The sequence below is a fragment of the Alteromonas sp. AMM-1 genome, assembly GCF_047290655.1.
GTDB lineage: Bacteria > Pseudomonadota > Gammaproteobacteria > Enterobacterales > Alteromonadaceae > Alteromonas > Alteromonas mangrovi.
This window is the reverse complement of the sequence record NZ_JBLBUE010000090.1, coordinates 1-14,227: the sequence shown is the minus strand read 5'-3', so window position 1 is coordinate 14,227 and position 14,227 is coordinate 1. Positions and strand designations below refer to the sequence as shown.

The 14,227-nt window shown below is 49.6% G+C and carries 13 protein-coding genes and 2 pseudogenes; 5 read left to right on the top strand and 10 right to left on the bottom strand.

Features of this window, described 5'->3' with window-relative positions; genetic code table 11:
• From ACLR2L_RS13535 to lpxD, 5 genes and pseudogenes are all read right to left on the bottom strand, one after another.
• A pseudogene (locus ACLR2L_RS13535) lies at positions 1 to 131 on the bottom strand (riboflavin synthase); the annotation flags it as partial.
• A gap of 4 nt (positions 132 to 135) precedes the next feature.
• Entirely contained in the window at positions 136 to 1,284 is a 1,149-nt protein-coding gene (gene ribD / locus ACLR2L_RS13530) for a bifunctional diaminohydroxyphosphoribosylaminopyrimidine deaminase/5-amino-6-(5-phosphoribosylamino)uracil reductase RibD (RefSeq protein ID WP_413368710.1), read from the bottom strand.
• A gap of 5 nt (positions 1,285 to 1,289) precedes the next feature.
• Positions 1,290 to 1,739 (bottom strand): transcriptional regulator NrdR, encoded by a 450-nt coding sequence (nrdR, locus tag ACLR2L_RS13525; RefSeq protein WP_413368708.1) that lies wholly within the window; start codon positions 1,737 to 1,739, stop codon positions 1,290 to 1,292.
• A 56-nt stretch (positions 1,740 to 1,795) separates the two neighbouring features.
• Complete coding sequence (gene glyA, locus ACLR2L_RS13520) at positions 1,796 to 3,055, bottom strand: serine hydroxymethyltransferase (RefSeq protein WP_140961679.1); 1,260 nt, start codon at positions 3,053 to 3,055, stop codon at positions 1,796 to 1,798.
• 141 nt (positions 3,056 to 3,196) lie between these two features.
• Positions 3,197 to 4,222 carry a UDP-3-O-(3-hydroxymyristoyl)glucosamine N-acyltransferase gene (gene lpxD, locus ACLR2L_RS13515; protein ID WP_413368706.1) on the bottom strand — a complete coding sequence of 342 codons (1,026 nt, stop codon included), beginning with the start codon at positions 4,220 to 4,222 and terminating at the stop codon, positions 3,197 to 3,199.
• A 179-nt stretch (positions 4,223 to 4,401) separates the two neighbouring features.
• Here lpxD and ettA point away from each other — a divergent pair, with 179 nt between their 5' ends.
• On the top strand, positions 4,402 to 6,069 hold the full coding sequence (gene ettA / locus ACLR2L_RS13510; RefSeq protein ID WP_413368704.1) for an energy-dependent translational throttle protein EttA: 1,668 nt from the start codon (positions 4,402 to 4,404) through the stop codon (positions 6,067 to 6,069).
• Between the two features lie 513 nt (positions 6,070 to 6,582).
• Positions 6,583 to 6,996: a PilZ domain-containing protein gene (locus ACLR2L_RS13505; RefSeq protein ID WP_413368702.1), complete on the top strand. Its 414-nt coding sequence runs from the start codon at positions 6,583 to 6,585 to the stop codon at positions 6,994 to 6,996.
• 8 nt (positions 6,997 to 7,004) lie between these two features.
• Here the strand turns inward: ACLR2L_RS13505 and radA are convergent, their stop codons facing one another.
• Positions 7,005 to 8,372 (bottom strand): DNA repair protein RadA, encoded by a 1,368-nt coding sequence (gene radA, locus ACLR2L_RS13500; RefSeq protein ID WP_413368700.1) that lies wholly within the window; start codon positions 8,370 to 8,372, stop codon positions 7,005 to 7,007.
• 186 nt (positions 8,373 to 8,558) lie between these two features.
• Here radA and ACLR2L_RS13495 point away from each other — a divergent pair, with 186 nt between their 5' ends.
• Together ACLR2L_RS13495 and ACLR2L_RS13490 are read left to right on the top strand one after the other, a co-directional pair.
• Complete coding sequence (locus ACLR2L_RS13495) at positions 8,559 to 8,972, top strand: hypothetical protein (protein ID WP_413368699.1); 414 nt, start codon at positions 8,559 to 8,561, stop codon at positions 8,970 to 8,972.
• A gap of 59 nt (positions 8,973 to 9,031) precedes the next feature.
• Positions 9,032 to 11,080 (top strand): PilZ domain-containing protein, encoded by a 2,049-nt coding sequence (locus ACLR2L_RS13490; RefSeq protein WP_413368712.1) that lies wholly within the window; start codon positions 9,032 to 9,034, stop codon positions 11,078 to 11,080.
• Between the two features lie 66 nt (positions 11,081 to 11,146).
• On the opposite strand, the gene serB is transcribed toward ACLR2L_RS13490, so the two are convergent.
• Complete coding sequence (gene serB / locus ACLR2L_RS13485; protein ID WP_413368697.1) at positions 11,147 to 12,163, bottom strand: phosphoserine phosphatase SerB; 1,017 nt, start codon at positions 12,161 to 12,163, stop codon at positions 11,147 to 11,149.
• A gap of 134 nt (positions 12,164 to 12,297) precedes the next feature.
• On the opposite strand from serB, the gene ACLR2L_RS13480 reads away from it, so the two are divergent.
• Complete coding sequence (locus tag ACLR2L_RS13480) at positions 12,298 to 12,693, top strand: hypothetical protein (RefSeq protein WP_413368695.1); 396 nt, start codon at positions 12,298 to 12,300, stop codon at positions 12,691 to 12,693.
• Here ACLR2L_RS13480 and ACLR2L_RS13475 read toward each other — a convergent pair.
• The 3 genes and pseudogenes from ACLR2L_RS13475 to ACLR2L_RS13465 form a co-directional block, all read right to left on the bottom strand.
• A complete protein-coding gene (locus tag ACLR2L_RS13475; protein WP_413368693.1) occupies positions 12,669 to 13,430 on the bottom strand; it encodes a TatD family hydrolase in 762 nt (253 codons plus the stop codon). The two genes, ACLR2L_RS13480 and ACLR2L_RS13475, sit on opposite strands and share 25 nt — an antisense overlap.
• A 21-nt stretch (positions 13,431 to 13,451) precedes the next feature.
• A complete protein-coding gene (pdxH, locus tag ACLR2L_RS13470; protein ID WP_413368692.1) occupies positions 13,452 to 14,090 on the bottom strand; it encodes a pyridoxamine 5'-phosphate oxidase in 639 nt (212 codons plus the stop codon).
• Positions 14,091 to 14,116: 26 nt separating this feature from the next.
• A pseudogene (locus ACLR2L_RS13465) lies at positions 14,117 to 14,227 on the bottom strand (GTPase Era); the annotation flags it as partial.

Here is a 14,227-nt window from a genome sequence, read left to right as displayed (position 1 = left end):
GTGGCGATACTGTCGCCTAATGCAACATCTGACATATCCAGTTTGCCTGAATTTACCTTCAGGCGGATCGCATCGCCCTTATCGACCATGGATTCAATTGTGCCAAGCGCTTCAATGATGCCTGTAAACATCTCGTTATCCTGCAGCAGTGTGGGTATCGGGTTTGATCACCTGATACGTCATTCGAATGTCTTCAGCTATATGTCTGAGATCGGTCAATTTCAAGTGGGGAGCCTGATTAATCTTCTGATACAGCGGCAGTGTCAGCATCGACATCCCCTTATCGCCCAGCACCTTAGGTGCCTGGTAGACAATCAGTTCATCTATCAGATTGTCAGCCAATAATGCCCCTGCCAGTCCCGCCCCGGCTTCCACCCAGATGTCATTCAGGCCACGCCGTCCCAACTCTTCGATTAACCAGGTTAACGAGACTTTCTGAGAAGCTGTATCCATTTGTGCCGGGATAACAGTTACCGCATTGGCAAACACGTACTTAGATGTGCCATTTATCACCAGTAATACCGGGGATCCGTCGTTGAACATAGCCAAATCGGGCGTTAACTGTTGTGCCGTGTCAATCACTACTCGCAGTGGTTGACGGCATTGTGTTAACGGATAATCACTCAATTCAGCCTGTTCGGGTCTGACTAATAAACTGGGATTGTCGGCCTTTACGGTGCCGCTGCCTGTGAGTACCGCGCAGCTTTGCGCCCGGAAGCGCTGCACATCTTTACGAGCAGCCGGCCCCGTGATCCATTGACTGACACCATTGGCCAGCGCAATTTTACCGTCTAGACTACAGGCAAGTTTGGCGCGCATCCAGGGCATACCAGTAGTCATGCGTTTAATAAAGCCGGGATTCAGTGCTTCGGCTTCACTGGTCAGCACCCCTTGGGTTACGACAATCCCTGCGTCCTGTAATCGCTTAATTCCCCGGCCGCTTACCAGCGGGTTAGGGTCGGTCATTGCCACGACCACCCGACCAACGTTTGCCTTAACTAAGGCGTCCGCACAAGGTGGCGTTCTGCCTGTATGGCTACAAGGCTCAAGGGTAACATAGGCAGTCGCACCGCGAGCTTGTTCACCGGCATCGCGAAGTGCGTGCACCTCGGCGTGGGGGGTACCCGCCTGCAGATGCGCCCCTGCACCAACTAATACGTTGTTTTTAACGATGACACAACCAACACGGGGATTGGGCGATGTAGTATACATACCCCGACGAGCCTGCTGAATAGCAAGCGCCATCCAGTATTCATCGCTGTATTGAACAATTGGATTGGACATGGGAGTTAATTCCCCAGTCTGGCTATCTCTTCACCAAACTCTTTAATGTCTTCGAAGGAACGGTAAACCGAAGCAAATCGTACGTACGCCACTTTATCGAGTTCTTTAAGCGCATCCATGATCAGGTTGCCTAACAGTTTACTTTCCACTTCCCGTTCACCGGTTGCCCGTAGTGTGGACTTCAGTTTTAAGATGCACTGTTCAACCTTTTCGGTACTTACCGGACGTTTTTCTAACGCGCGTTGTAAACCGGCGCGAAGTTTGTCTTCGTTAAACGGTTCACGTGTACCATCGCGTTTTATTACCCGTGGCATCACCAATTCGGCGCTTTCAAAGGTAGTAAACCGCTCGTGACACTCTGCACATTCCCGGCGACGGCGCACCTGATGTCCCTCAGAGACTAAACGCGAGTCAATGACTTTGGTTTCTTCTGCAGAACAAAAAGGACAGTGCATAGCGAGCTCCCGGGTAAACGTGGCTGGCAGTATACACCACCAGCCGGTCTTTCAGTTTATTTCGCGTATACAGGGAAGCGTGAGCACAGCTCAACAACTTCACTTTGCACGCGCTCAACAACACTTTCGTCGCCCATGTTGTCGAGGATGTCACAAATCCAGTTAGCAACCTGTTTGGCTTCGTCTACCTTGAAGCCACGACGGGTAATAGCCGGAGTACCAATACGCAGACCACTGGTAACAAACGGAGAACGCGGATCTTTTGGAACCGAGTTTTTGTTAACGGTAATGTTAGCGCGGCCAAGGGCTGCGTCTGCATCTTTACCTGTGATGTCTTTGTCGATAAGATCCAACAGGAACAAGTGGTTGTCAGTACCGTTAGACACGATCTTATAACCGCGTTCCTGCATTACCGACACCATGGCTTTCGCGTTGGTCAGTACTTGTTGCTGATATTCTTTAAACGCCGGCTCCAACGCTTCTTTAAACGCTACCGCTTTAGCAGCAATTACGTGGCACAGAGGACCACCCTGGTTGCCTGGGAATACCGAGCTGTTGAATTTTTTGTACAGGGTTTCGTCACCACACGCAGACAAAATCAAACCGCCACGAGGACCGGCCAGGGTTTTGTGTGTTGTAGTAGTAACAACGTGCGCGTGAGGCAGTGGGTTAGGATAGATACCTGCTGCAATTAAACCTGCAACGTGGGCCATATCGACCATCAGGTAAGCGCCCACTTTATCAGCGATTGCACGGAAACGCTGCCAGTCAACAATGCCTGAATACGCAGAGAAACCCGCAATAATCATTTTTGGCTTGTGTTCATCGGCTAACGCTTCAACCTGCTCATAGTCAATTTCGCCAGTTTCTTCATTCAAACCGTACTGCACTGCGTTGTAAGTTTTGCCTGAAAAGTTAACGTGTGCACCATGCGTAAGGTGACCACCTTCAGACAGGCTCATACCCAACACAGTATCACCTGCGTTCAGCAGTGCCATAAATACGGCAGAGTTGGCCTGTGAGCCAGAGTGAGGCTGCACGTTGGCGTAATCAGCACCGAACAGTTGCTTAGCGCGCTCAATAGCTAAATCTTCAACAACATCTACATACTCACAGCCGCCGTAGTAACGCTTACCAGGGTAACCTTCAGCGTACTTGTTGGTCAGTTGAGAGCCTTGGGCTTCCATTACTCGTGGGCTACAGTAGTTTTCAGAGGCAATTAGCTCGATATGGTGTTCCTGGCGTTGATTTTCTTTATCAATCGCGGCAGCTAATTCTGGATCAAAGTCGGCAATGGTCATTTCGCGAGGTAACATGGAGGCTCCTTACTGCGTAATTTGGTCGCATATCATTCAGAAGGGCATATTCTAGTCATTTTCCGACCTATGTATACTGCTTTGTGGCCGAATTACAACAAAACCTTCTGTTCACTGAGGCTGACAGTTGTCAGCCCGGGATTATTTCTGTTTTTCCAATTGCTTTACGCGATCAAACAACTGGTCGAGCTGTCGTGCGCGCACTGCGTTTTTACGCCATTCGCGATTAGTCATAGCGGGTTGTCCGGATGAATACACACCGGGTTCATTAATATCGCTGGTTACCATGGTGAAGCCGGTAATTTGCACCTTATCGCAAATGGTTAAGTGCCCGTTAACGCCACAGTGGCCGGCAATGATCACGTACTTGCCAATGTGCGTACTACCTGCAATCCCCGTTGAACCACATATGCAGCTGTGATCGCCAATTACGCAGTTGTGGCCAATTTGCACCTGGTTATCAATGATCACGTTTTTACCAATGATGGTATCGTCCAACGCACCGCGATCTATGGTAGTGGATGCGCCAATCTGGCTGTCATCACCGATTACCACCGACCCCGTTTGTGGAATCGGCAGCCATGTGCCGGCATCGTTGGCATATCCAAAACCATCGGCGCCAATCACCGTTTGGCTATGCACGCGCACGCGCTTGCCAATTCGCACGCTGTGATAAACGGTCACGTTCGGGTGAATAACACTACCCGCACCAATTTTAGCGTTCTTACTGATGACAGTGTTTGCGCCAATCACTACGTTATCGCCTAATTCAACGCCATCTTCGATAACGCAATGCGGGCCCAGTGCTACGTTAGAGCCTAAAATCGCGCTCTTTGCCACGACTGCAGTGGCATGTTGTCCTACTGCAACACCTGGTGTGGTATCGAAAATTTGCGCAATGCGAGCAAATGCTGCATGCGGATTTTTATGTACCAGTGCAGGCAGAGGGCAATCTGCGGCATCATTCGCATGTAAAATCACTGCCCCGGCCTGTGAATGTTGAAGCTGCGGGCGGTATTTGCTGTTGGTTAAAAATGAAATCTGCGTACCAGTGGCACTGCTCAGTGTACTTACGCCACTTAGCGAAATCCCGCCATTTCCCTGTACATCTCCTCCCACCTGCTCGGCCAGTTCGGCGAGCGTAAACACCTTGGGCTGTTGTTGCATTGAATTTCCTTTCCTGTTCAGGCTGACTCTTTTGCGCGTAGTGTACAAAAAAATTGGCCTGATGGCTGCGTTGAGCTACAAAAAAATGCACCTGGTTGGGCGTTTTCCTGCTGTCTTGCGCTACCAACTGCGAGGGTCTTTGATTACAATAGTGCCTTTCTGTTGAGTTAGGACATCGCATGTCACAATACGTATACTCTATGTACCGGGTAGGAAAGATTGTTCCGCCCAATCGTCAGATTTTAAAAAATATTTCACTGAGCTTTTTCCCCGGCGCCAAAATTGGCGTACTGGGATTAAACGGCGCGGGTAAATCTACCTTGTTGCGTATCATGGCAGGGGTGGATACCGAAATCGAAGGTGAAGCCAGACCACAACCCGGCATCAATATTGGTTACCTGCCACAGGAGCCTAAGCTGGACGAAAGCAAGGACGTGCGCGGCAACATAGAAGAAGCCGTTGCCGATGTCGCCCATGCACTGAAGCGCCTGGATGAAGTTTATGCTGCCTACGCTGAGCCGGATGCCGACTTTGATGCGCTGGCAAAAGAACAAGGTGAGCTTGAAGCCATTATTCAAACCAAAGACGGCCATAACCTGGAAAACGCGTTGGAGCGCGCTGCCGATGCACTGCGTTTACCCCCCTGGGATGCGGACGTCAGTAAATTGTCTGGTGGTGAGCGCCGCCGTGTTGCGTTATGCCGCTTGCTGCTTGAAAAGCCCGACATGCTGTTGCTTGACGAACCAACTAACCACCTGGATGCGGAATCGGTAGCCTGGCTGGAGCGTTTCCTGCACGACTACGAAGGTACCGTTGTGGCCATCACCCACGACCGTTACTTCCTCGACAACGTAGCGGGCTGGATCCTGGAACTTGACCGTGGACACGGTATTCCATGGGAAGGCAACTACTCAAGTTGGCTTGAACAAAAAGACGCGCGTCTTGAGCAGGAAGAACGCGCAGAAAATGCCCGTCAGAAATCCATTAAACAGGAACTGGAGTGGGTGCGCACTAACCCTAAAGGCCGTCAAGCGAAAAGCAAAGCGCGTATGGCACGCTTTGAAGAACTGTCCAGCGGTGAATACCAGAAGCGCAACGAAACCAACGAACTGTTTATACCACCAGGCGAACGTTTGGGCGATAAAGTTATTGAGGTACAACACCTTAAGAAATCCTACGGCGATCGCGTGTTAATTGACGACATGACGTTTACCGTACCTAAAGGCGCGATTGTGGGCATTATCGGTCCCAACGGCGCAGGTAAGTCTACCCTGTTCCGTATATTAACCGGCAAAGAACAACCTGACAGCGGTACCGTTACCATTGGCGATACCGTTAAAATTGCCAGCGTTGAGCAGTTCCGTGATCACATGAATGGCAATAACACCGTATGGCAGGAACTGTCAGACGGGCAGGATATTGTGCGAATTGGCAACTTTGAGCTGAACAGTCGCGCCTACTGCAGCCGCTTTAACTTCAAAGGCACCGATCAGCAGAAATTCATTAAAGATTTGTCTGGTGGTGAGCGCAACCGGGTTCACTTAGCGAAATTACTGAAAGCCGGCGGCAACGTACTGCTGCTCGACGAACCCACCAACGATCTTGACGTAGAAACGCTGCGCGCATTGGAAAACGCCCTGTTGGAATTCCCTGGCTGTGCCATGGTTATCTCGCACGACCGTTGGTTCCTTGACCGCGTAGCAACACATATCCTCGACTACCGCGACGAAGGCAAGATCAACTTCTACGAAGGTAACTACACCGATTACGAAGCCTGGTTAAAAGCCAATTTCGGACAGGATGTGGTAGAGCCTCACCGCCTGAAATACAAGCGCATCAGCAAGTAAGTGTGTTGATAGAGTAACAAAGCCCCCGCAACCAGGTTGACGGGGGCTTTTTTTATTCAGTGGCAAGCGGCGGAAAACGAAACCAGTGCATTGAGTAATACCAATTCGCATAGAAGTTTGCTCACTCAGCAGCCCCCTGAGGGTGAACTACCAGGCTTTTTAGCTAGGCTTGGTTATGCAGGTTTGGTGGTTCCAAATCAAACAAGCGTAACAACGCTAAAAAGTCTGCCAGTTTGCCCTTAGGGAGTTGCCCAAAGGGAGTGGCCCAAACGACTTACATCTGTGTTGCGCCCTCTGGACATAGAATGACTATGCCTCAGAGAGCGCGTCGTGATCTAAGTCGTTTTCGACTAGCCCTCAGGGATCACTCTGAGAGGGCAAACTTCTATGCGAATTGGTATAAATGCGTTTTCAGGCAACAGGTGCACCTTTTGCTAAACTTGCTATTATTATGAGCCAACGACTCACATGAAATTGTGCTGCGTGCCCAATACCCAAACTCAGAGGTTAGTAATGTCAACAGAAAAGCGTCAGTTTCAACGCCTTGCTATTAATATGAATGGCCTGCTGAACATCGCAGATGAAGTGTTTGATGTACAGGTTCTGGATTTGTCGTTACAGGGTGTCAGGGTTCGTCTGAACAACGATATGTCGCTGGACATCAGTCACCCCCTCACGTTAACTATTCAACCCAACGAAGACAGTCCGGTTATTACGTTATTCGGTCAAATAACACACGTACAACACGAAGCAGTGAGCACTCCTGCCGCTACCGTACTGGGTATGCAACTCACCCATATTCCACTGGATGACTTAAGCGCACTGCGCCGGGTATTGTTACTCAATAGTGGCGAACAGGACATGGATACCCACGAACTGATGATCATGCTCGACAGAATTGCCGATTCCCTGCCCGGCCACAGTTAAACAAAGGGTTACTCCAGCGCCTCCAGGGCTTCGCTAAGCTTGGTGACCGGGATCACCTTTAACCCCTCAATCGGCTGCTTGGGCGCATTTGCTTTTGGCACAATTGCGCGTTTAAACCCGTGCTTTACCGCCTCACTCAAGCGCTCACTGCCGTTGGGTACCGGACGGATTTCACCAGCCAGTCCCACTTCGCCAAACACAATCAGATCGCGTGGCAAAGTGCGATTTCGGAAACTGGATATCATCGCCACTAACAAGGCTAAATCAGCGGCCGTTTCCCCTACCTTGACGCCACCCACTACGTTAACAAACACATCCTGGTCGTTCATTTGCACGTTGCCATGACGGTGCATTACCGCCAATAGCATGGCAAGACGATTTTGCTCCAGCCCTACGGCAACGCGACGAGGATTGTTCAGTGGCGAATAGTCCACCAATGCTTGTATTTCTACCAATAACGGGCGGGTGCCTTCCCAAATCACCATTACCACTGAACCCGGTGCCTGATTTTCGTTGCGGTTAAGAAAGATAGCCGATGGATTACCCACTTCTTTAATGCCTTTTTCTGTCATGCCGAACACGCCGAGTTCGTTCACCGCACCGAAGCGGTTTTTATGGCTGCGCAAGGTACGAAAACGTCCGTCGCTTTCGCCTTCCAGCATCATTGAACAATCTATGCAGTGCTCCAGTACTTTGGGGCCTGCCAGACTGCCGTCTTTGGTAACGTGTCCTACCAGGAACATGGCAATGTGATTCTGCTTGGCAAACCGGGTTAAATACGCAGCGCTTTCGCGTACTTGCGACACGCTGCCCGGCGCCGACTGCACATCACTCACATGCATAACCTGAATGGAATCGATTACCATGATTTGTGGCTTTTGCTTCAGCGCAAGATCACAAATCAGTTCAACGTTAGTCTCTGCCAGCATCATAAGCTTGTCTTCGGGCAAGCCTAAACGCTTGGCCCGCATAGCCACCTGTTGCAGCGACTCCTCTCCGGTGACATACAATGCAGATTTGCTGGCAGCCTGTTTGCACATAACCTGCAGCAATAGGGTACTTTTACCGGCGCCAGGAGAGCCGCCAATTAATATTGCTGACCCCGGTACAATGCCACCACCAAGCACCCGGTCGAGTTCTTTAAAACCGGAGCTAAAACGCGGCAGATCTTCCACGTTAATGTCGCTTAACACCTGAACCTGACTGGTAGTCTGCCCGGCGTACCCAGCAAAGTTTCCCCGGGCAACGGTTTTGGCCGGACTCACCACAAATTCTGAGATCGTATTCCATGCTTTGCACTCGGTGCACTGCCCTTGCCAGCGGGGGAATTCAGCGCCACAGTCGGAGCAAACAAAGGCTGTTTTTCTTTTAGCCATAAAATTGGTTGGTTTCCTATAGGATACGTATTAATCTGGGAAAACGAATACAAACATTGAGTGTCGGGTGCAAAGGGAAAGCGCACTGCGTATTCCCTTTGCTTTCCTGTTAATCAATATCAAGCGCTTGCCGATATAAACGGTAATATAACAAAAACCATCAGGGTACACAGCAAGACCAAGGATATGAATCAGGATTTATCTCAGTATGCAGCGGTAATAGAGCAGCTTAAACCCATGGTGAAGGAACCTGAATTTAATCAGGTTCTGCAGCAAATTGCCTCTCACATTCCAAAAGAAAAACGCTTCCTGATTAAAATGGAGGTGAAACGCCTCGCCCGACCGTGTTTGCGTGCCATTGATCTGCGTGGGCAGGTTGATGGTCAGTGTAAACTGTACGAATTCGATAGCATTAAACACTTTCTGGACGATGTTGCCATAGAGGTGTTTGAACAGCAGGTTCGCATTTTTGGATTGTATTGCTTTGGTGTGTACGAAGCGGTAATGGCTACCGAAAACAATTTTCGTGTGATCCGCGAAAAGCCGAAGCCCGCAACGAAAAAGAACAGGACACCGCCGAAAAGCCGAAAAACAGCCTGAGTCAGTTTGATGTAATCAACATTGGCTTGCTCGACTACGCCAAGCGCAACGAAGAGCGCATGAACTTCGCTGTGGCACTGGAAATTTTTACGGAAACGAATAACAGTTTACGCGCCACCAGCGTTGATATTTCCTCCCATGGACTAAAAATCAAACTCTCCAAAGAACAACTGTTTAAACCTGGCGAAAAAATAGGTGTGTATTTCAGGGGGCTTGAAACCGAATACTCGCTGGATAAAAAGCAGGCCATTAAATATCAGGTTGTGAGTATTACACGAAGACCCGACCATCAGTTTTTGCAGATGAAGCGCCTGGCCGACGCCCCTAATCCGTCGTTTGATCAGTTCATTGATAAATTTATACACGGCAACAAGCGTCGCTACAAAGTGAACATGGACAACACCGTAGACGCCATTATCAACAAATCCTGCGAACAGTACTTTTCGCCCAGTTGCCCTACCCTGCCTGTTTTTATTGATGTGAATGATGGCAGAGCGCTGCCCCGTTTCGCCATGGCAAATGATCTTAACCGGCATATTCTTAGCTATTGGAATGACGAAGAAGACGAACTCAGACTGGGTTATTTGCTTAATCAGGAACGCATTCAATACCTGATGGAAAGTAAAGATGAGATCCCCACGCTGTTCATTTACTGTTTCAACCATATTCAGAATGGCAGGGTGTATTTCTATTCCGCCAGTCATATCGATTTAGCCCGGCACGAACGGCTCCACAATTTATTTATGGGTTTTGGTGCCCGCAAAGTGAGCTGGCGGGTATTCAAAATCAGCTTAAGCGGTATGTCTCCCAAACAGGCTTATGCGCCGTTATCCCTGCCCGACGATGTGGGCACCAAAGTGAAGCGACAAAACGCCTTACCCGCTCCGCGGCTTATGGCAAAACTGAAAAACCTCGCGCATATAGTGCAGGTAAGTGACATCACGTCCGATGCAGAACAATTACTGTTCAGCCAGATTAAAATTGATCGCAGTGAGTTAAAAGCGTTAAAACTGTTTGGGCATGCCCGTAATCGCCCGCCTTTTCCGGTTAAAGCATTCCGCTATAAATTTCATGAGCAGCGCCTGGAAACCCGCTATTTACTCAGAACGACCGTCAATGTTCATGCACGGGGTCAAACCATCAATGGCGTAAGTGAAGATATCTCCATTAACGGCCTGCGCATTGAAATTGAAGGTGAATACCACGGCGACATTAACATGCGCGTGGTGTTGGCGTTCCCCAAATTACAGGAACTCACCAATAAATTCGACGTATCCAACTTGCAATACCGGGTAGTTCACGTTAGCGGTGATAAAAACATTCTTCATTTACGCACGATTGCAGGAGAAGAGGGTCTGTCGGCCCGCACCTTCTTTGCCGAATTAATTAAGAGCAATAAATCGTCACTTAAAACGTACCCGGATGAAGAGGAAATACCCGGCATCGGGCACGCATTGCGTTGCATTAATGCGAAAAACCCCGCGACTCTGGCATTTGTATTAACCAAGACCGGCGGACGATACCATCCACAAGTAGGCGTGCTGGGCGATATCAGTCCAAGGCTACGCAATTTGTGCGGGCATTTTGCAGAACAAAACAAAGTCAATCTGGAAGTGTTCTTCCGCGATCGACATCTTGATGCGCCTTTTATACAACAAGCCATAAAGCAGGTTAAAACTGAACATCAGCCAGTGATTCGTGAACTGTTTGTAGCGTTTAAACCCGCCGAAAAAGATCCCCGTGCAGCCATTGATGCCCGTTACGAGCATCGCTTCAGTTCGCACGACGCCCAAAAGCAGTTTATTTCCGATACTCTGAAGGAGGGCCAGTTTATTGCCATGTCGGTATCTGTAACTACCACAGGCAAACCCGACCTTGAAATGTTGCAATCGGAAATCATCTACATAGGTGTTTACGCTATTCACCGAGCGAAGGAGCTGGAAGAACGGTTATGGAGTATCGGGGCGTGTGTGCATGCTGTTGATATTACCGATCAGGTTTTGTTGCGCTTTGGCTTTGATCTCAAGGTCATTGAAGAAAATTATCAAACGCCCAGCCAGCACGCCATTGAGCCTAACGGCATCAAAGCACTGTTAAAAAGCGGATAAGCACTCAAACAAAAAAGCCAGCACATTGATAATGTACTGGCTTTACTCTATAAGGGCAGTGAAGGTTTACACACTGAGGTACGCCAGCATGGCATCTAACCCAGAATAGCGAATGGCCGCATCAGCCTGCGCATTCACAATGGGCTTGGCTTCAAATGCAACGCCCAGCGCGGCAACGTCCATCATTTTAAGATCGTTAGCCCCATCTCCCATTGCGACAGTTTGATGCATGGGAATGCCCCACCGTTCCGCCAGTTCCTTTACCGTGACCGCTTTTACATCGGCATCGACGATATCGCCAATCACAGTACCCGTAAGCACGCCATCCTCTTCAGCCAGTACATTAGCCCGGCTGGCATCCAGTCCCAACCGCTGTTCAAGATAGCCGGCAAAATACGTAAATCCACCAGACGCTATTGCCACTTTCCAACCATTTGCTTTGAGTACATCCAGCAATCGGGCTAATCCAGGCATAAGTGGAATGCTGTTGCGAATTTGTTCGAGTTGACTTACCCGCACACCATGTAAACAGGCCACACGCGAAATCAGACTGTCTTTAAACGCCAGTTCTCCACGCATGGCCCGTTCCGTAACGGCGGCGACTTTCTCTCCTAGTCCTGCCAGCTTGGCAATTTCGTCGATGCACTCAATTTGAATTACCGTGGAATCCATGTCCATTACCAATAACCCCGGCTCAGACAGCTTTGGGGTATGTTCCAGTAGTGCGATCTCACAATGATGCTGTTCTGCTGTTTTGGCTATCACGGCCTTTACCAGATCGTCATCGTCGCAGCTGTGCTGAACAGCAGCCACTACCACGGTATGATTGAGCAGCTCATCAAACGGATGCAGTGAGAAACTGTGTATACTCAGCGCGGCTGACAGGTTTTGCTGAATATCAGCAATCTGCTGCAGGGTGAGCGCCTGACTCTGGATCACTAAACGCGCATCGGTACTGCGGCCCTGGACCTGTTGTAATTGTGCGCAGGATTGATCCCAACTAAGATTCTGATACTCTGCTAACACAGAACGAAGGAAAGCTGCACTGTTGAGTACTGGCTCAGCAATAACGTGTGGTTGCAAAATGGCGGGTCCTGTATGACTGACAACAAAAATTGCCCAATCCTAACGGATAAGGGCCGCAGGGGAAATCCTTCCACTCCATTAATTTCAGTGTTTTTCGCTATATGACATACATAAAAAGGTCTTTTCGAGCGATGACTAAACTGTCTCGTCGCTCCTGGCTAGCAGGGATTGCCGTATTACTGGTTGGTTTTATTTTCAGCATGGCAGTAATAAAGCCGACATCACCGGCATCGCAAACCGAAACGCTCTCACAGCATTACGCTGCGCTGCTCTCCCCTGATGTTGCCGCTAAGCAAGCTGAAAATATCAGCCGTATTCTGGCGATTTTATTGCTCGATGAGTCTGTGGTATCGGCCAGTGTATTTACCCCTGAAGGTGAGAGACTTGCATATAGTGGCAGTATTGACACAACCGCAGAAATGGTAAGGCAAGAGCCGGACTTGCTGTCGGTATTCAGGCCCATTACCTATAGCAATAACACCGTTGGCTATTTGTCGGTTGTTTATCGCCCGAAGAGTTCGCAATAATTCGCAGTGGTGACACTGTCGATATGGTCTGGGCTGGTGCGTTTTAAGTCAGCCAGCGCATGACACACATCGGTAAGGTAAACGGGTGAGTTTCGCTGCCCCTGTCTGCCTTGCATGGGCATATCCGGCGCATCAGTCTCAAGCAAAAGCGCGCTAAGTGGTAACTGCGCTATTGTCTGTCGCGTTTTTTGAGCGCGAGGGTAAGTGATTGTGCCCCCTACTCCAATTTTAAATCCGAGGGCAATATAAGCATTTGCGGCTTCCACACTACCGGAAAACGCATGCACCACCCCTCCGTGCTGAAAACGGCATCGTTTTAATGATTCAATCAACAGGTGATGGGACTTTCGATGGTGCAGCACCACCGGTAATGCGTATTTGCTTGCCAGATTCAGTTGCGATTCAAAAGTGTAGATCTGATGATCAACAGGCGTATTCAGGCTGGCATCAATGCCAATTTCACCCACTGCCACCAACGCAGCCGGACGATGACTGAGTAGTTCATCAAGCTGTTGCAGGTTAGCGTCGGGGACGTCGCGAAGAAAATAAGGATGGAGCCCAAAAGCCAGGTCCAGCCGGGGTTCTGCCTGAGCCATTGTAACTTGCTGAGCCCAGCCAGCAGACGTTGTGCCGGGCACCAAAAACCGCGAAACGCCCTTGCCAATAGATTGCTGAACAACCTGCTGCCAATCTTCAGAGAATGCAGCGAGGTCCAGATGACAATGAGAATCTATCATCGCCAGTCTATCTCACAGACGCTAGGGCATGAGTCGTTGGGTGGACCAGCCGGATTGTTCATTAAAGCGATATTCAAACCTGTCATGCAGGCGATGTTCGCCGCCTTGCCAGAATTCGATCTGCGCAGGTTTCACTTTAAAGCCGCCCCAAAAATCCGGTAACGGGATATCTTTGTTAGCAAACTTGTCTTTCATTTGCTTAAACTGGGTCATTAACAATTCCCGGCTGGAAATAGGCTGACTCTGTTGCGACGCCCAAGCCGCCAATTGGGAATCTTTGGGACGCGACAGGAAGTATTTGGCATTTTGTGCCACGGAAAGCTTTTCGGCCACGCCACAAATACGCACTTGCCGTTCCATAAAAAACCACGGGAAGTGCAGCGAAATTTTCGGGTTAACAGCCAGCTCTTTGGCTTTGCGGCTGCCCAGATTGGTGTAAAACACAAAGCCATCGTGATCGTAATCTTTCAACAGCACAATTCGCTGCGAGGGCTGTCCACTGGCATCAACCGTAGCCACTGTCATGGCGGTGGGATCAGGAATTTTGGCATCAATGGCTTCACCCAGCCATTGCTTAAACAGATCAACAGGATGTTCGGTCAATGCCTCTTCGGTAAGCCGCCCCATCGTGTACTGACGTCGCATATCGGCAATTGACATGGTCTTCTCCTTATTTGCCTGTTTACTTAATCTTCACCGTAACCCAGTGAACGCAGCGCGCGCTCATCATCGGCCCAGCCAGATTTTACTTTTACCCAGAGTTCTAAAAACACCTTATTGTCGAACAGGCGCTCCAT